General features: G+C 40.4%; 15 protein-coding genes. 9 read left to right on the top strand and 6 right to left on the bottom strand.

All coding sequences use genetic code 11. The annotated features are described in order from the left end of the window. The first annotated feature begins 27 nt into the window (after positions 1–27). On the top strand, positions 28–825 hold the full coding sequence (locus tag ACT3S9_RS05805; protein ID WP_441836321.1) for a M48 family metallopeptidase: 798 nt from the start codon (positions 28–30) through the stop codon (positions 823–825). 117 nt (positions 826–942) lie between these two features. On the opposite strand, the gene ACT3S9_RS05810 is transcribed toward ACT3S9_RS05805, so the two are convergent. The 4 genes from ACT3S9_RS05810 to ACT3S9_RS05825 all read right to left on the bottom strand — a co-directional run bounded on the left by ACT3S9_RS05810 (position 943) and on the right by ACT3S9_RS05825 (position 5,148). Beyond that, positions 943–1,788 carry an IS3 family transposase gene (locus ACT3S9_RS05810; RefSeq protein ID WP_444511517.1) on the bottom strand — a complete coding sequence of 282 codons (846 nt, stop codon included), beginning with the start codon at positions 1,786–1,788 and terminating at the stop codon, positions 943–945. Next, a complete protein-coding gene (locus ACT3S9_RS05815) occupies positions 1,785–2,285 on the bottom strand; it encodes a transposase (protein WP_444750572.1) in 501 nt (166 codons plus the stop codon). The genes ACT3S9_RS05810 and ACT3S9_RS05815 overlap by 4 nt, the downstream gene beginning before the upstream one ends. Before the next feature lie 96 nt (positions 2,286–2,381). After that, positions 2,382–3,503 (bottom strand): polysaccharide lyase family 7 protein, encoded by a 1,122-nt coding sequence (locus tag ACT3S9_RS05820; RefSeq protein WP_441993164.1) that lies wholly within the window; start codon positions 3,501–3,503, stop codon positions 2,382–2,384. A 331-nt stretch (positions 3,504–3,834) separates the two neighbouring features. Then, positions 3,835–5,148 (bottom strand): Na+/H+ antiporter NhaC family protein, encoded by a 1,314-nt coding sequence (locus ACT3S9_RS05825; RefSeq protein ID WP_441836668.1) that lies wholly within the window; start codon positions 5,146–5,148, stop codon positions 3,835–3,837. 736 nt (positions 5,149–5,884) lie between these two features. Between ACT3S9_RS05825 and dapB the strand changes: the two genes are divergently transcribed. The 5 genes from dapB (at position 5,885) to ACT3S9_RS05850 (ending at position 13,230) form a co-directional block, all read left to right on the top strand. Further along, on the top strand, positions 5,885–6,682 hold the full coding sequence (gene dapB, locus ACT3S9_RS05830; RefSeq protein WP_441834825.1) for a 4-hydroxy-tetrahydrodipicolinate reductase: 798 nt from the start codon (positions 5,885–5,887) through the stop codon (positions 6,680–6,682). A gap of 207 nt (positions 6,683–6,889) precedes the next feature. Beyond that, positions 6,890–8,026 (top strand): glutamine-hydrolyzing carbamoyl-phosphate synthase small subunit, encoded by a 1,137-nt coding sequence (carA, locus tag ACT3S9_RS05835; protein WP_441834824.1) that lies wholly within the window; start codon positions 6,890–6,892, stop codon positions 8,024–8,026. Between the two features lie 16 nt (positions 8,027–8,042). Then, positions 8,043–11,261 (top strand): carbamoyl-phosphate synthase large subunit, encoded by a 3,219-nt coding sequence (gene carB / locus ACT3S9_RS05840; RefSeq protein WP_441834823.1) that lies wholly within the window; start codon positions 8,043–8,045, stop codon positions 11,259–11,261. A gap of 51 nt (positions 11,262–11,312) precedes the next feature. Further along, entirely contained in the window at positions 11,313–11,789 is a 477-nt protein-coding gene (gene greA, locus ACT3S9_RS05845; protein ID WP_441834822.1) for a transcription elongation factor GreA, read from the top strand. Between the two features lie 382 nt (positions 11,790–12,171). After that, positions 12,172–13,230 carry a S66 family peptidase gene (locus ACT3S9_RS05850; protein ID WP_441834821.1) on the top strand — a complete coding sequence of 353 codons (1,059 nt, stop codon included), beginning with the start codon at positions 12,172–12,174 and terminating at the stop codon, positions 13,228–13,230. An 80-nt stretch (positions 13,231–13,310) separates the two neighbouring features. Here ACT3S9_RS05850 and ACT3S9_RS05855 read toward each other — a convergent pair whose 3' ends face one another. Next, the gene (locus tag ACT3S9_RS05855; protein WP_441834820.1) at positions 13,311–13,967 is read right to left on the bottom strand and encodes a nitroreductase family protein; all 657 of its coding nucleotides are present in this window, start codon (positions 13,965–13,967) and stop codon (positions 13,311–13,313) included. A 100-nt stretch (positions 13,968–14,067) separates the two neighbouring features. Here ACT3S9_RS05855 and ACT3S9_RS05860 point away from each other — a divergent pair, with 100 nt between their 5' ends. Continuing rightward, positions 14,068–15,009 (top strand): LysR family transcriptional regulator, encoded by a 942-nt coding sequence (locus tag ACT3S9_RS05860; protein WP_441834819.1) that lies wholly within the window; start codon positions 14,068–14,070, stop codon positions 15,007–15,009. An 81-nt stretch (positions 15,010–15,090) separates the two neighbouring features. On the opposite strand, the gene ACT3S9_RS05865 is transcribed toward ACT3S9_RS05860, so the two are convergent. Next, positions 15,091–17,013, bottom strand: a complete 1,923-nt coding sequence (locus tag ACT3S9_RS05865) for a S9 family peptidase (protein ID WP_441834818.1) — start codon at positions 17,011–17,013, stop codon at positions 15,091–15,093. 158 nt (positions 17,014–17,171) lie between these two features. On the opposite strand from ACT3S9_RS05865, the gene ACT3S9_RS05870 reads away from it, so the two are divergent. Next, on the top strand, positions 17,172–17,762 hold the full coding sequence (locus ACT3S9_RS05870) for an ABC transporter ATP-binding protein (protein ID WP_441834817.1): 591 nt from the start codon (positions 17,172–17,174) through the stop codon (positions 17,760–17,762). Continuing rightward, complete coding sequence (locus ACT3S9_RS05875; RefSeq protein WP_441834816.1) at positions 17,759–18,871, top strand: DUF6136 family protein; 1,113 nt, start codon at positions 17,759–17,761, stop codon at positions 18,869–18,871. The genes ACT3S9_RS05870 and ACT3S9_RS05875 overlap by 4 nt, the downstream gene beginning before the upstream one ends. The last annotated feature ends 6 nt before the right edge of the window (positions 18,872–18,877 follow it).

An 18,877-nucleotide genomic window follows, 5' to 3' on the forward strand; every position in this document is an offset into this window, starting at 1 on the left:
TTAATGATTGTTTATTGAGGGAATCGAATGAAAAAATTAGTGTTAGCTGCATTAGCTGCTGCTGTATTAGTTGGCTGTAAAACATCACCAACAGGACGTACTCAGATTGCTCTTTATTCAGATCAAGAGATGAGTGAAATGGGTCAGCAAAGTTTTGCTGATATGAAAAAAAACCAAAAGGTAAATAGCGATCCTAAAGTTAATGCTTATGTAAGATGCATTGCCGATGATGTGATTGCTGTTTTGCCTAATCAATATGCCACTCAAAAATGGGAAGTCGTGGTTTTTGAAGAGCCATCAGCAAACGCATTTGCCTTACCCGGTGGTTTTATAGGTGTGCATACCGGATTACTAGATGTCGCGGTAAATCAAGATCAAGTAGCGACTGTTTTAGGGCATGAGGTCGGGCATGTAATAGCTGAGCACTCAAATGAGCGTGTATCGCAAAATTCATTATTACAAACAGGCATGCAAGTAGGCGGTGCAGCGCTAGATATGGGTAATATTCAATATCGCGGCGAAATAATGCAAGCGCTTGGTTTAGGGGCTCAGTATGGAGTTGTTTTACCATTTAGCCGCTCACATGAGTCTGAGGCGGATGTTATTGGTCTTGATTTAATGGCACAAGCAGGTTTTGACCCTAAAGAGTCTGTTACGCTTTGGCAAAACATGAGTAAAGCTGGCAGCGGTGAAACGCCAGAGTTTATGTCGACTCATCCTGCACCGGGTAATCGTATTAAAGAGCTACAAGCCAAAATGCCAGAAGCGCTTAACGAACAAAAAGCAGCGAGCGGCAAAGGTAAAAACCCACAATGTACATTATAGTTAATAGTTATAAACTCTGCTTGAGATAGACTGTATCCAGAGTTTAGGTTCTTTAGGTAGTAATAAAATGAAAAAGCCTGTGAACATTGAAGTGACCCCATAAAGTTGGACTCATTTCTAAGCGGCAGCCAAGGCCTGATTTCGATATTGTATCGGACTCAGGCCTTTTAGTTTCAGCTTAATACGCTCATTGTTATAATAGTGGATATATTCTTTGATGTTTTCAATGAGTTCATTCGCGTCCTTGAACGTTTCGTTGTGATACATCTCGCTTTTCAGTATGGCAAAGAAATTTTCAGCAACAGCGTTATCTAAACAGTTTCCTTTTCTAGACATACTTTGTTTTAACCCTTTTTCTTTAAGGTGCTTTTGATATTGCTTGTTTTGATATTGCCATCCTTGGTCTGAGTGTACTATCGGCTTCTCGTTCGGCTTCAACTTAGCCGTTGCGGTTTTAAGCATGTCAGTTACCAAGGGAAGCGCAACGGATTTTCTTACTTCGTAACTGATTATCTCTTGGTTGAATAAGTCAATCATAGGCGATAGATATACCTTCTCATTATCCACTTTAAACTCCGTCACATCCGTTACCCATTTTTGATTAGGCTTCTGCGCAGTAAACTCGCGGTTAAGCGTATTTTCTGCGATTTTACCCACTTCACCTTTGTAAGATTTATAGCGCTTAGGCCTTACTTTTGACTTAAGGCCTAACTCATTCATTAGACGTTGAACGCGCTTATGATTAACGAGTACCCCCATTTTTCTTAGGGCACTCGTAATTCTGCGATAGCCATATCGCCCTTTATGCGTGTGATAGATATCACGTATTTTTACGAGTAAATCACTGTTGGCGCAGGGCTGCTCACATGTAGTTCGATGATAATAGTAGACACTCTTCGCCAACCCCGTGGCCTTTAATAGATGTCGTAAGCTATGTTTTGCCTTGAACTCTTCGACGACTATCGTCTTGTCTTTGCTTTTTTCTTTCTGGCTTGAGCCAAGGCTTCTAACTTTTTTAGCACATCATTCTCTGCTCGTAAGTATGCTAACTCTTCTCGTAACTCCTCCTCAGTCATTTGCTCTACTGGTTTTGATGAAGAAGAATTATTTGTCATGGTTGGCCTACCTTTTTTCTGTGGTTGGAGACGGGATATACCATCGCGAGCATAAAGCTTTTGCCATTGAAAAAGAATACCTGGGGACGATAAATCGAAGAACGCACTGGTATAGCTGAGTGACCAACTGTTAGCTGCCATCGATTTTAACACTTCTATCTTAAATGCTTGAGAATAAGGTTTGTGAACAGACCTGAAGCTTTCAGCGCCATGAATTCGATAAACAGCGGTCCAATATCGGACCTGCCTTTGTGTAACATTAAATCTATTACCTATCGCCGGAGAGCTTTCAGATAAAGCGAACTCAGCTACTTTGAGCTTAAAAGCTCGATGATGTTTGGACATAAAAAGACCCCCAGTAATTGGACTGTCCAACTATTGGGGGTCACTTCACATTTGTTCACAGGCTTTTTAAGTGTTAGTAGGGAGAAACTAATAACATTATTGCTTAGGTGCCTCACTTGGGCCTAGTAGTAATTTAGAGAACGTGACTTGTGCGTAATTACCATTGGCTTTATCTGTTGCCCAATTTCCAGTACCAGGGCAAGCTGTGTACCAGACACCGGGGGCATCTTTAGTACTACACTGGTTATATCCACCAGCTTTAAAGTAAAGCGAATCGGCGGTGTAACCTAAACGATGATCGTGCTGGTCAACATTACCTTTAGGGTCAATGTTGTTAGATAAATCAACGCTGTACTTTACTGTTGGTTTATCTGGTGCTGTAAACGTTAAATACATAGTACTTTGATGAACATTTATCTCGTAACTAAACTCTTCACCTAGTGCGATACCTTTTTCACCTGGCATAGCAGAATTTTCCCATGTATTACCCCATACAGGGTAGGCAATATCGATGCGGTTTGGATCATCTTTAGCTAAGTTACGCTCATAGTTCCAAAACACCGAACCAGTTTTATGATCAGGCCATTTTTTATAGTAGATTTTGATTGGCTCATTTCCCGACCCAAAACCTAAATTTTTAGCTATTAAAGCTTTGTCTTTGCCGGCGTGGATTTGTCCAACAACAACACTATAAGCAGGTGGTTTATCAGGGTGACCCGCATGGCTTGAAACATGATCAACTTTTAAAGTCGCAGACATTTTACCGCCTACTGCTCCAAAACGCTCGGATAAAGGATGTGCAGCCAAAGCAAAATTATTACCAGCACTCTTTGTTTTTATTTTAGTATTTGTGCCGCGGAGCATTTGCCTTAATTCGCTGCGGGTATTACTTGATGTAGCGGTAGTAATTGCTTTGTTTGGGCTAGTAAATACCATGCCACCTTGGTCATCTAGATAAAAGAAATCAGGGTGTGAATAGGTTTGTATTTCTTTCACATCAATTTCGTCAATTTTACCATTTTTGTCTTTGTCGATTGGTACGGTAATTTTCCAGTTACTAAGATCAAATTTATCAGCAGGCACAGATTGGTTTGTGTTATCAGCTGTTGATTGGTCACTGACTTGCGTTTCACTACTAGAGCAAGCAACGATAGCAGTTAAAGAAAGGGGTAAAATAGCGCCGTAAAAAGATAGTTGTCTAAGTCGATTTTTATTCATACTGGTCTCTTTATAAATTGCGTGTGTATATTGTGTGTGACATTCGTTAACAAAATATAACATACCAATTATTCAAATCAACCATACCAATTAGGTTTTACTATAAAACTTTTGGTCATACCAATAGGGTAATTAATATTTTGATTTCATATAAGGATAACTTGCAAAGGAGGGAGTAAGGTTGAAATTAACTCTAGGGAGCTAGAACCATAAAATTTTTATTTGCTGCAAACGTGCATGTATAGATTGATTTATAGATTATTAGATATGCAAAGGGCAGTGAAAGGTTACTGCAAAGCACTTACTACAGTGCTTTGCAGTATTAGTTGGATTAAGCTTTATTTCTTCGTAAACAAATAACCGTTACTGCAGTAAAGGCTAAAATAAAGCAATAGTAAGAAGATGTTGATACTTCCCATGGGCTTATTTTAAACGTTGCACCAAGCAGTAGAGCTTGTGCGCCATAAGGGAGTGAGCCTTGCGTTACACAGGCAAAAATATCCAGTAAACTTGCAGATCGCTTACCTGTGATTTTACCATCACCAGCAAGCTTTTTAGCAATAGGGCCTGCTACAATAATTGACACGGTGTTATTAGCAATACACACATTACTGGTCATTACTAATGCAGCAATACCGAGTTGGTCAGCCACTTTACGGTGCCATTTAGCGATGATCTTTGTAATTGCTTGAATTTTATTTGCGATGTAATCAAGGCCACCATTAATACGAATAAACTCCGATAAGCCACCAATAAACATTGACAGTAAAAATATTTCTTGCATATCGGTAAAACCTTTATAAATATCTTTTACAAAGCTGCCACCTTGGTAATCAAAAGCGAACCCTACAAATGCGGCAAAAATAATACCGCTAAATAGCACCACAAATACGTTAAAGCCCATCACTGCAAGTACTAAAATAAAGGCATAAGGCAGTACTAGCCAAATGTTGTAATCACTGGTGTCCACTGCTTGTGCCTCAGGTGTTAAAAAGAATAATAAGGCAATGGTTAGTGCAGCAGCAGGGAGAGCTATTTTTAAGTTCTCACGGAATTTATCTTTCATTTCACAACCTTGGGTGCGGGTGGCAGCGATGGTGGTATCAGAAATAATCGATAAGTTATCACCAAACATCGCGCCTGAAACAATCGTACCGGCCATAAGCGCAGGATCAATACCTGTTTTGACTGATACCGCATAAGCAATTGGTCCAATTGCCCCAATGGTACCCATTGAAGTTCCCATCGCCGTCGAAACCACCCCAGCAATTAAAAATAGCCCCGGTAATAATAAGCTAGGTGGAATAAGTGATAAACCTGCGTTAACGACTGCATCAACACCGCCTGTGGCACTTGCTACAGCTGAGAACGCACCGGCTAACAGGTATATTAAGCACATGGTGATAATATTGCTGTGGCCTGCTCCTTTAATAAAAGTTTCGACACTGTGATTGATCGTGTTTTTATTTAAAAAGAACGCCAGCATAATGGCGGGTAGAATAGCTACGGGCGCAGGCAATTGATAAAAAGCGTAATCAACCCCTTGTGATTGCAAATACAATCCGGCGCCTAAAAATAGCGCAACAAAGGTAACTAATGGCAGCAAAGAAAGCTTTGCTTGGGTTTTATTAAATGATGGCTGCATCATATTCCTCGTTAGATAACATTTATACCCAAGCCACCCCTAGATGCGAGTTTCAGTTGGAATTAAAAGCGATTTAGGCAAGGCATTGATTGCAAATAATAGTGGTTCTATTGTTAAAATCAATAATGCAGTATAAATCGCTTTTAAACCAACCCTTTGGGCGTTTCACAGGCAGTTACTCTCATTGTTGTTACTTCTTAAAAGGGATTGCCATTCTTGCAAAGTAACGCCTTGATATTAAGCCCCTGTGAAACGCTGAATTCTGCATCTTGAGGTGGTTTGGGTATATTACAGCCAAAACTTCCCTTTTTTAGCTGAATTCAGTTGTGTTCTTTTCACTGAAAAGAGTGTCAACAGCGCCCGCAAGTCAAAGACAAATCAGCGCAAGGTGAGAAGTTTAAATGTATAGATGGCTAAATGCAAAGGCTATCTGTTATTATTGTTTTTGTAAAGTTAAGGTGGTTTTATTATAAAGCTTTCCCGACTATTACATGAGTTTTAGATAAAATCTAGCTTATGTAACCAAGTAACCTCAAGATGCAGAATTCGGCGTTTCACAGGGGCTTAATATCAAGGCGTTACTTTGCAATAATGGAAGTCCTTTTAAGAATAAGTAAAAACGTAGGAAGTCAGTTCCTCTAAAGCACTTAAAACGTGTGTTTAAAAAGATTTAATTACAACGACGCTCGCATCATGATGTGGCTTGAGTATAAATAACAACAGATAAGGTAACAGTATGAACCAAATTGGTATATTTGGAGCTAATGGCCGAATGGGGCAGGCATTATTAGAAGCTGCAACAAATAAAAATAATTCACAATTAAGCGCCGCTTACGTAAGAGCAAGTTCATCTTTATTAGGCCTCGCTGTAAACGAAGTAAATAGCGCTGTAAAATCCGACATTACTTTTAGTGATGAAGGGCAGCTAAATAATATTGATGTATTAATTGATTTTACGCTACCTGAAGGCATGCGTAACCATTTACAAAATGCCGTAAAAAACAATATTCCAATGGTGATTGGTACTACGGGGTTAGGTGCAAGTGATATGGAAACACTTGAGCAGGCAGCTAAACAGATCCCGATTGTATTTGCACGTAATTATAGCGTGGGTGTTAATGTAATGCTTAGCTTAGTACAAACCGCAGCGACTAAGTTTGGTGATGATTTAGATATTGAAATACTTGAAGCTCACCATCGTCATAAAATCGATGCGCCATCGGGTACGGCGCTTGCTATTGGTGAAGCAATTGCAGATGCTAAAGGGTGGGACCATGATGATGCCGCTGTGTTTGATCGTAGCCAAGTTAAAAATGAAAAGTCTCAAAATGAGATTGGTTATTCAGTCATTCGTGGTGGAGACATAGTAGGTGAACATACCGCTTATTTCGCAACTTCCGGTGAAAGGCTTGAATTAACTCATAAAGCAAGCTCAAGAATGACCTTTGCATTAGGTGCTATAAGAGCTGCAGCGTGGTTAAAAAACAAACCCGCAGGACTTTATGATATGCAAGATGTGCTTGACTTGAAGTAGTTTACTTGTGTTTTTGGCTGTTTGAGTCAGTATTTAGTTAATAGTGCCTGTTTTAGCTGTTTTAATAATTAGGGTTAGATCTAAAAGGCAAAATACTATAGAATAGTCTCAATTTGCCAAAAATTAATAAATGCGTGTTTCCAATCGCTTAAGCGGGTAGTAGAGCAAATGACTTTACGCCCGTTTTTTACTGTTAGGAGGTTTAACTTGACTAAATCCGCTCTGTTAGTCCTAGAAGACGGCACAGTGTTTCGCGGTACTGCAATCGGTGCTGACGGCATATCAGCCGGTGAAGTAGTATTCAATACGTCAATGACTGGTTATCAAGAAATTTTGACAGACCCTTCATACGCGGAACAAATCGTAACTTTGACGTACCCACATATCGGTAATACGGGTACTAACAGCGAAGACGAAGAAGCGAATCAAATCTGGGCTAAAGGCCTAGTGATCCGTGATTTGCCACTGCTAGTAAGTAATTTTCGTAGCGAGAAATCGTTAGGAGATTACTTAAAAGAACGTAACATCTTAGGTATTGCAGACATCGACACCCGAAAGTTAACCCGTATTCTTCGTGATAAAGGCGCACAAAACGGGTGTATTATTGCAGGTGACGAATTAGATGAAAACAAAGCACTGGAAGCGGCAAAAGCTTTCCCAGGCTTGAAAGGCATGGATTTAGCAAAAGTAGTTTCAACCAAGGAAAATTTTCAGTGGCGCGAGTCAAGTTGGGCATTAGGTGAAGGGTTTAAAACCTTATCAGCCACCGATGAAAAATTTCACGTTGTTGCTTATGACTTTGGCGTAAAACGCAATATTTTACGCATGCTTGTTGACCGCGGTTGTAAATTAACAGTAGTGCCAGCACAAACCTCAGCAGCTGATGTATTAGCACTTAACCCAGATGGTATCTTTTTATCGAATGGCCCAGGCGACCCAGAGCCATGTACTTATGCCATTGATGCAATTAAAGCGTTTTTAGAAGCTGAAACGCCTATCTTTGGTATCTGTTTAGGGCATCAATTATTAGCTATAGCTTCAGGTGCAAAAACTGCAAAAATGAAGTTTGGTCATCACGGTGGTAATCACCCAGTGAAAGACTTAGACCGTGATGTAGTGATGATCACTGCGCAAAATCACGGCTTTGCAGCAGACGAAGCAAGTTTACCAGCAAACCTACGCGCAACACACAAGTCATTATTTGACGGCACATTGCAAGGTATTCATCGTACAGACAAACCAGCGTTTAGCTTCCAAGGTCACCCAGAAGCAAGCCCAGGCCCACATGATGCTGCACCGTTATTTGATCACTTCATCGAACTGATGCAAGCGCGTTCTAACTAAATTAACCGGAGTAACAATGCCAAAACGTACTGATTTAAAAAGCATTCTTATCCTAGGCGCAGGCCCGATTGTAATTGGCCAAGCCTGTGAATTTGACTACTCTGGTGCTCAAGCGTGTAAAGCACTTAGAGAAGAAGGTTATCGAGTTATTTTAGTTAACTCGAACCCTGCAACAATAATGACTGACCCTGACATGGCCGATGCGACGTACATCGAACCAATTCACTGGGAAGTTGTTGAAAAAATTATCGAAAAAGAAAAGCCAGATGCTGTACTCCCTACTATGGGTGGTCAAACAGCATTAAACTGTGCGCTTGAACTAGACAAACACGGAGTACTGGCTAAGCACGGGGTTGAGCTTATTGGTGCAACGGCTGATGCAATTGATAAAGCAGAAAACCGTGAGCGCTTTGATGCAGCCATGCGCAACATTGGCCTTGAGTGCCCACGCGCTGAAATTGCACACTCAATGGAAGAAGCTAAAGACATAATGTCACGCATTGGCTTACCGTGTATTATTCGTCCTTCATTCACCATGGGCGGCTCCGGTGGTGGTGTTGCTTACAACATGGAAGAGTTTGAAGAGATTTGTGAGCGCGGTTTAGACCTTTCACCTACTAATGAACTATTGATTGATGAATCCCTCATTGGTTGGAAAGAGTATGAAACCGAAGTTGTACGTGACAAAAACGACAATTGCATCATCGTATGTACTATTGAAAACTTCGACCCAATGGGCGTACACACAGGTGATTCAATTACTGTTGCACCCGCACAAACATTAACTGATAAAGAGTATCAGCTAATGCGTAATGCCTCTATGGCGGTACTGCGTGAAATTGGTGTTGAAACCGGTGGGTCAAACGTACAGTTTGGTGTTAACCCAGATGATGGTCGTATGGTGATCATCGAGATGAACCCGCGTGTATCGCGTTCATCTGCACTAGCTTCAAAAGCAACGGGTTTCCCAATAGCTAAAATTGCCGCAAAACTTGCGGTAGGTTATACCCTTGATGAGCTACAAAACGATATTACTGGTGGCAAAACACCAGCGTCATTTGAGCCGTCAATTGACTATGTAGTAACAAAAATTCCTCGCTTTAACTTTGAGAAATTTGCCGGTGCAAACGACCGTTTAACGACGCAAATGAAATCAGTGGGCGAAGTAATGGCGATTGGTCGTAACCAACAAGAGTCATTACACAAAGCTCTTCGTGGTTTAGAAGTAGGTGCAACGGGCTTTAACCCAATTGTGGCACTTGATGACCCTAAAGCGAAAGAAAAAATCATTCGTGAATTACGCGAGCCAGGTGCTGAGCGTATTTGGTATATTGCCGATGCGATGCGCCATGGTATGAGTGTTGATGATGTATATGAGCTAACAAAAATTAACCGTTGGTTCTTAGTGCAAATCGAAGACATTTTAAAAGATGAAGCAAAAATCAGTGAAGTAGGTATGGCTGGTTTAAATGCTGACTTCTTACGCAAATTGAAACGTAAAGGGTTTGCAGATCCACGTATTGCCGATATTGCCGGTGTATCTGAAGCTGAAATTCGTAAAAAACGTCACTTACTAAACATTGTACCCGTGTATAAGCGTGTTGATACTTGTGCCGCTGAGTTTAGCTCAGACACAGCTTACATGTACTCAAGTTACGATGAAGAGTGTGAAGCAAACCCATCAGACAAAGACAAGATAATGGTTATCGGTGGCGGTCCTAACCGTATCGGCCAAGGTATTGAATTTGATTATTGTTGTGTACACGCGGCGCTTGCAATGCGTGAAGACGGCTATGAAACAATCATGGTTAACTGTAACCCTGAAACGGTTTCTACAGACTATGACACATCAGACCGATTATACTTTGAACCAATCACCCTTGAAGACGTACTTGAAATTGTACGTGTTGAAAAGCCTAAAGGCGTTATTGTGCAGTATGGTGGTCAAACACCTCTTAAACTAGCTCGCGAACTTGAAGCGAATGGGGTGCCTGTAATTGGTACTTCGGCTGATGCAATAGACCGTGCAGAAGACCGTGAACGCTTTCAACAACTTGTTGATCGTTTAAACTTACTCCAGCCAGAAAACGCAACGGTAACCTCAACAGAGGAAGCGATAGCTAAATCTGCTGAAATTGGTTTCCCACTCGTTGTACGTCCTTCTTATGTACTAGGCGGTCGCGCAATGGAAATTGTATACGATGAGCAAGACTTACGACGTTACATGACCGAAGCCGTATCTGCATCAAACGAAGCGCCAGTTCTACTTGACCGTTTCTTAGATAACGCAATTGAAGTTGACGTTGACGCAGTTTGCGACGGCGAGCAAGTGATTATTGGCGGTATTATGGAACACATTGAGCAAGCGGGCGTTCACTCGGGTGACTCAGCCTGTTCATTACCAGCACACTCGTTAACGCAAGAAGTACAAGACGTAATGCGCAAGCAAGTAGCGGGTATGGCCCTTGAGCTTGGTGTGGTTGGGTTGATGAATACTCAGTTTGCAGTAAAAGATGGTGAAGTTTATTTAATCGAAGTCAATCCACGTGCAGCACGTACCATACCGTTTGTATCTAAAGCAACCGGTGTGCCACTTGCAAAAGTAGCTGCGCGTTGTATGGCGGGTCAATCACTTGCAAGCCAAGGTATCACTAAAGAAGTGCTTCCACCTTACTATAGCGTAAAAGAAGTGGTACTTCCTTTTGCTAAATTTCAAGGTGTTGATCCTATTCGTGGTCCTGAAATGCGTTCAACCGGTGAAGTAATGGGTGTGGGTGATACATTCGCAGAAGCTTTTGCAAAAGCACAACTCGGTGCAAGCAATACTTTACCACGCGGTGGCCGCGCGTTATTATCAGTACGTAATAGCGATAAACCACGCATTGTTGAGCTTGCAAAAACCATGACCGATCTTGGTTTTGAAATTGATGCAACAGGCGGTACAGCCGTAGCGCTTGAAGAAGCAGGTATTGCTGTACGTCGTGTAAATAAAGTATTCGAAGGCCGTCCTCACATTCTTGATAGAATCAAAAATGGTGAGTACAGTTATATCGTTAATACCACAGAAGGTCGCCAAGCGATTGAAGATTCGAAGGTGTTGCGTCGTGGTGCTTTACAGCACAAAACTAACTACACCACGACCTTGAATGCAGCGTTTGCTAACTGTACTGCTAACCAAGCAGATGACCGTAGCAGTGTAACGTCAGTTCAAGAACTACACCAACGATTGAACTAAGGAAATGTGCCAAGGGTGAATGTGTCACCCTTGGGATTAAGTGAGAAAAGTATGCAATCAATTCCGATGACAGTTCGTGGCGCCGAGTTACTTCGCGCAGAACTTAACGAATTAAAAACAGTTACCCGTCCTAAAATCGTTGCAGATATTGCTGATGCACGTGAACACGGTGATTTGAAAGAAAACGCTGAATATCATGCTGCGCGTGAACAACAGGGTTTTTGTGAAGGTCGTATTCAAGAAATTGAAGCGAAACTTTCGAATGTTCAAATCATTGATGTGACAAAGTTACCTGATACCGGCAAGGTTATTTTTGGCACTACTGTGACTATTGTCAACGTAGAAACCGATGCAGAAGTAAAATATCGTATCGTAGGTGATGATGAAGCTGATATTAAAAATAACTTAATTTCAGTTAACTCACCAATTTCTCGAGGGCTAATTGGTAAAGCAGTGGATGACGCTGTAACTATTAAAACTCCAAAAGGCGATGTTGAGTACGAAATCATTGAAGTTGAGTATCTTTAACTTTAATTTACTTACTTTTAATAAAAGCCGCCGCACTTGCAGCGGCTTTTTTTATGTTTTAAAGTATTTAATACTTTAGGCCTAATTCAGTTTATATAAATTTAGCCTATGCTTTGATAGTAAACGTACACGATACCTATTTTATTAAAGCATGATCACTTAGCGGGTTAAATAACTTACTAACTGGGTTAAAAATTATTTATATACGACTGTTTGGATGCAGAAGATAGGGCAACATAGGAGCAACTGCTGAAAACAGCTATATTTCATAATTTTCGCCTTGTTATTGCGTTATTTTCCTGTAGCAATAATAAAACGCTAATTCATTGTAGTTGGCATTAATTTTATTATATTTGAACTGTCTTCGAAAATAAGGAAAATGATGGACAAAATTATTTATCCAGCGCCTTTAAAGGTCGGCTCTAAAATTGCTGTATGCTCGTTGTCATCAGGCATTAAAACTAAATATCACCCACGCTTAGATATTGTTATTAATGGCTTAAAGCTACGCGGATATGAAGTTACTGAGGGCGAATTTTTAAGGCAAAGTAAATCAGATGATGATATTGCCGCAAAATATCATGCCCAGCAACTAATGCAGTTTTTACTCGATGATGAAATTGACGCAATAATGCCGCCATTTGGTGGTGAGTTGGCAATGGAAATACTGCCGTTACTTGATTTTGATGCTATCAGTGAAGCCAAGCCTAAATGGTTAGTTGGTTTTTCAGATGTAAGTACCATTTCCTGTGCACTAACAGCAAAATGTGGTTGGGCAACATTACACAGTGCCAACCTAATGCAATTACACCCGGATGAAAAAAATCCTTATTGTTTACAAATTTTTGAAACGCTCACATATGAGGTGGGTAACGAGTTTGAACAGGCTCCTTCAACTCACTTTCAAAAAGAAAAACCCGACTACGTACAAAGCCCAGATGCATTATTTGATTATACCGAACCTACTCAGTGGCAGTGTTTAAATCACCTGGATGAACGTACTATCGAAATGTCTGGACGGTTATTTGGTGGCTGTCTTGATACGGTTGGCTTATTACTTGATTCACCGTTTTTATCATTACATGAATTTAAAAAGCACCGCGCTCCAGAAGGGCTCATTCTTTACCTTGAAAATTCAGAGCTTACTCCAACCACTGTCGCACGGTTTTTGTTATCGTTAAAATTAGCGGGAATTTTTGACGACATTAACGGCATCATTATTGGTCGAAGCGAAGTTGTTAAAGGCCATACACAAGTCTTTGATTATAAACATGCTTTAGAAGTTGCACTCGGGGACTTTTTATTCCCAGTGATCATAGATGCTGATATTGGTCATATACCGCCTAATTTGAATCTTATTAATGGGGCTATGTGTACCATTACCGCAGGGATCAATGAAGGTAAAGTACTTGAAGCTTCTATAAATACACAGCTTTCATAGTTGTGATCAAATAAAAATGGCTCATAGTTAATGAGTCATTTTTATTTATTTCGGAATTAACCAAGGTAATTTCTTTACGTTTATAAAACCTGTATCACTTGCTCTGCTGCTAAGCGTGATTTAGGTAAACCCGCGTTATAATCCTCCTCTGATGAATGGTAACCAAGCACAAGTGCAACATCACAAATATATCCATCGAGCTCTTTTGAAAATGTTTTACCAATAAGTTCAGCATCTATGCCTTCCATTGGGGTTGAATCAATTCCTAGACGCGCTGCCGTGTGAAGTGTGTTACCAAGTGCAAGATAAGCCTGCGCCTTCGTCCAAGACGCATTATTGCCTTGTTCATCGGTATTTAAATCAACAAATACATAAGCGCCAAATGCCTGCTCACGTTTTTCTTTAAGGGTACGGCCGTTTTGTATATCGGCGTCGATGATTTTTGCATAATCGTCGCGAGTATATTTCGGGTTGTAGGCAAATAAAATAATATGTGAGGCTGCTTTTATATGCGGCTGATTAAACTGAAACTTATCAGCAAAGGTATCGTGCATACGTGCTTTAGCAGCATCTGACTCAATAACAATGAACTTCCAGGGTTGAGAGTTGATAGATGAAGGTGAAAGCCGCATTGCTTCATAAATAACTGCCATATCATCAGGTGATACGCGCTTGTTGGTATCGTATTTTTTTGCTGTGTAACGCTTTTCAAGGTCGCTAATAATAGGGTGGTTCATAAACTTTCTCATTCATTATAAGTTGATCAGAGAATACGCCTTGCTAAGTTTTAAATAAACAGCATAATCATTGAATCATTATCAAAAATAAATAGATAATATGCAGATTGACGACTTAAAGTTGATTTTAAAAGTAGCTGAGTTTAGAAGTATTACCCAAGCGGCAGCAAAACTTGATATGCGAACAGCTACGGCCAGCGCAGCAATTAAAAGGGTAGAAGCTGTGCTTGGAACAGAGCTGTTTATAAGAACAACTCGGCATTTAAGGTTATCTTCCGCAGGTGAGCGTTATTTACCGCAGTGCGAACAAGCCATTGCAGTGCTTGAGGAAGCTCGGAGAAACTTAAAAGGTGAACATGACGAAATAGAAGGAGAGTTACGGGTTGCGCTATCTTCAGATTTAGGCCGTAATTTAATAGTTCCTTGGCTGGATGAAATAATGGAAAGTTATCAAAAAGTCAGTTTAAGGGCGCATATTAGCGATAGCAATATTGATTTTTATCGCGACTCGGTCGACCTAGCTTTACGCTACGGCTCACCAAAAGATAATAGTCTATATGGTTTTAAAATATGTAACGTACCGCGACTATTATGTGCAAGCCCCGATTATTTAAAAAGTTACAGTGAACCCCAGCATCCAAATGAACTGCTAAGTCATCAAGGTTTATTTTATCAGTTGCAAGATATTATTAATAACGTGTGGGAGTTTGAAAGTGCCGATGGCGTGATAAAAGTAAAAATGAATGGACGTCGCGCGGCAAACGACGGTGATCTAGTTAGACGTTGGTGTGTTAACGCAAAGGGGCTCGCCGTGAAATCAGCGCTTGATATTGCTGATGATATTTTAAATGATAGAGTCGTGTCTGTGATGCAACAATACCCACATGTAATGGGTGAGTTATGGCTCATATGCCCAAGCAGGCAAAGTATTACGCCTGCTGTGAGGAAGTTAAGGGATGTATGTCGTGAGAAAACAGCGGCTATTTTAGGGCAACTGGTTAATAAAGGTGTAATTAACGAAAATGTACTAAGGCAACCGTAGCTCAGTTTTAACTATTAAAAATAGCCCTCACTTGGCGGGCTATAGATTATAAAGCTTAGTTATTTATTAGCCTTACGGGCGTTATTTTAAGTAAGTATCTAAAAAGTTTAAATAGGCATTTGAGGCGCTAATGCGGTTTTCTTTTTTAGTAAAACCATGGCCTTCATCGTCAAATAATACATACTCTACTGGTACGCCGTTGGCTTTAACTGCCGCGACTAGCTCGTCACTTTCTACTTGGAGAACTCGCGGATCGTTAGCACCTTGAATTACCATTAGAGGTTTAGTGATGTTATCGGCATGAAACAGTGGGGAAATAGCACGGTGACGTTCTCCGTCTGTGGCCGGATCGCCCATTTCATCATACAGTGCTTTTTTAAAGCTTTCCCACCATGGTGGAATAGAGTTCAGTGTTCTTACCCAGTTGGTCACGCCAAAAATATTGATGCCTACTTTGAACTCTTCTGGCTCAAAGGCAAGCGCTGCTGCGGTCATAAAACCGCCGTAGCTTCCACCCATGATGCCAATTTTATCTGCATCGACCCAATCTAAGCTTTGTAAGTGTTTTTTACCGTAGACAATATCTTGTAAATCATCAGTGCCATGCTTTTTATCATCTAAATGGAAAAATGTTTTACCATACCCTGAGCTGCCGCGGTTATTAACGGCAAAAATGGCATAGCCATGATTAACTAAATGTTGCTGCATTGCACTGTAACCGGTGCGACTTTGCCCGCCTGGGCCACCATGCACCCATATAAGCGCAGGTACTTTATTATTGCTGCTGGCCTGTTTTGGTTTATACAAAACGCCTGGTATGTCTAAACCATCAAAACTTTTAAAGCGCACGATTGTGCTCTGTACTAAGTCGTTCTGATCGATATCATCACTTAATGTGTTTGTGAGTTGTTTGGCTTCATCACTACCAACTTGCCAGACAAATAAATTACTTGGTGAGGTGTCTGAGTTTAAGTAAAACGCCATGGTTTTCTCATCGCGTGAGAAATTCACACTGCGTAGATTCCCAGCTGGCAATTTAGGCATAGCGATTTCTTTACCGGTATTGGTATCTTTGACGGTTACTTTGGTGCTGGCATCAGCATTAACACCACTAACTTGATAGCGGCCAGAATTAGAGAAATACATAAAGCTGACATCCCAATCATCCTTTAAAGCTGGACTATGTTCGCCTGTGGCTAATTCATAACGCCATACCTGTGAAAACTCTCCTTTAGCATCTGTAGAGTAGTATAAATATTTACTGTCTACAGAGAAGGTAACAGGCGTATATTGAGCCGGTGTATCATGTTTAGAAATTAATTGCGGTTTGAGTGTTTTTTTTAAAGTATCTAGGATGAAGGTATCGCTGTCTTTATTGGTATTGTTTTTAGATAGGGCAATGTAACGTCCATCAGGGCTAATAGCACCTACATCTAAACCAAGCGTGTTTTGATATATAGGCGTGACTTGATACGTTTGACTATCGACTCGGTATAAGTCCATAAACTTGGCATCACGCTGATTACTGGTAATAAAAAATTGGCTACCGTCTTTAGTAAAGCCTGCAAAGCTTGCACGCGTTTCATCGCCAGGGGTTAAGTCTTTGATGGTGCCATCAGTTTCGCGCACGTAAACATGGTATCGTTCGTTACCGCCTGAGTCTTTGCTAAATAATACGCGCTCATCATTAGGAAAATAGCTTACGGGGTAGGTGCTGTCTTCAAAATTGGTTAAGCGCGTTTTGCTGCCTGTTTTAACATCGACCTCATATAAGCTGTAAATACCGCTTTCATCACTACTGACAAGTACCTTATCGCCAGAGGGAGAAAAGCTACTGCCCATAATAGATGTTGTATCAAAAAAGGTTTTTGCATTATATGTTTTGACTTGCTGTGTTTGCTCAGCAACCACAGGGGTAGAGGCGGAGTTATTAGATTGACTGCAGCCAGCTAATGCAATAGATACTGCACAAGTGATACAGGCAAGTTTGAGGGCTTTTTTCATAGATACATTCCTTGGATTATTGTTATACCAGTGTTAACCGAACGTTTTTTAAACGCAAGTTTTTAGCTTATTGGTAGCATAATAAAGTGTTACAAAGCGTGTATCGTTTTTAGATAAGTATTCGTTATAATAATCACTTATTGAAAAAGGGAGTATTTATGATAGAAGTCATTGGGTTGCATAAACAGTTTGCTGAAAACGTGTTGTACAGTGATTATAGCGTGCAATTTTTAGCACCTAAGCTATGTATTGAAGCGCCTAATGGCCAAGGGAAAACAACCTTATTAATGATCTTAGCAGAGCTTGAAATACGGCAAAGTGGACAGGTTTTGTTTTCTGCAGACGCATTAACCGAACCACATAAGCAAGTTGCTATAGCCTCAGACTGCATTGCTTTACCCGACTTTCTTACGGCAAAGCAAATTATTAACTTATCCGCGAATACGCTTGGTTGTCGTTGGCCAGCAGCAATAATAGATGGGTTTAATTTTAATGATTTTTTAAATACTCGGTTTGATGCGCTGTCGTCAGGTAGTCAAAAGAAATGCCAGTTAATTTTAGCGCTTATGCGTGATGCACCGTATTTACTATTAGATGAACCCAGCGCAGCCCTTGATCAAACCAGTATTCACTTTCTACTAAATTTACTCGATGAGCATTTAATTGATAAGCCTGAAGGGCAAATAATCATCACCTGCCATGAACCAGCGCCATTTATTGAGCATGGCTTTGAGTGTATGCCTTTATGATTGCAAATTTAAAACAATCAATTGGGCAATATCGCTCTTTTATGGATTATCGGTACCAAGCTTACAAAGCTGAACTTACGCAATTATTGTTGCAGCTCAAAAACTTTGGCTTGTTATTTCTAGTGGTACTTGGCTCTGCCATGCTTGGTATGATTTTACTGTTATTTTTAGGACTAGGAAAAATTATCGATAGCAGTGATGCACCGCAGTATGGTGCGCAAATGGCTTGGCTGTATCTACTACTGCAAAGCGTAATGCTTGGCACGATGGGATCAGCTATTAAAAATAGCCAACAGCGGCTTTTTCAACGCACTATTGTAAGGTCAAACTGGCTTAGGTTAATGGATATAAAACTATTACTTTTAAGTAATGGTTGGTTGTTAGCAAGTGCAGTTATTGCTCTGGATTTAACCGTGTCACAATGGCTACGAGTCCCTCACTTTTTACTGTTTATGTTACTGCAGCTTGGCTTAGGTGTGCTGTGTTTGTACAAGCCTACGGCATTGATATATGGCTTATTATTCACATCAGTATTAGTTTTGTTGCCCATTGATATAACGCCGTTAGTGTACCATTGTGGCTTTATTATATTATTTGTGTTGAGCATATTACTGCCAGCAATTTCGCTAAGTGACCGGTTATCAGTTAATTCATTATTTACTTTTTGGCTAAGTTTCTTTCTTCAACACAGTTGGATTATAGTGTGGCGGGTGGCTTTATTGTTAAGTGTGTTTATGGCCGTTACTACTTTACTCAATGAGCGTACAGATTTAGCCGCTATATTTAGCGTTGTAGCGGTTGCTTTTATGGTGTTATTTACCAGCTCACTGCAATTTGATTGTGGCAAGTTACGAGATAAACATGCTTTGTTTTTTCAACTAAATAACCAACAGCGGCTTTTTTTTATTAGCCAATTTATACCAAGTTGTTTGTTCTTTTTGATAACTATGCTCAGCTATCTGATGTTTGTAGCTAAAATACAGTGGCTATTACTGAGTTTGAGTGTTGTTTGGTGCGCTTTACAATTATATATAGCACAAAAAAAACCAGCGCATTATGCGCTGGTTTGGATGGTTATAACAGGTTTATTACTTGCTTTAATGACTTAAATTATA

Source organism: Pseudoalteromonas sp. AOP31-A2-14 (assembly GCF_052378035.1).
Classification (GTDB): domain Bacteria; phylum Pseudomonadota; class Gammaproteobacteria; order Enterobacterales; family Alteromonadaceae; genus Pseudoalteromonas.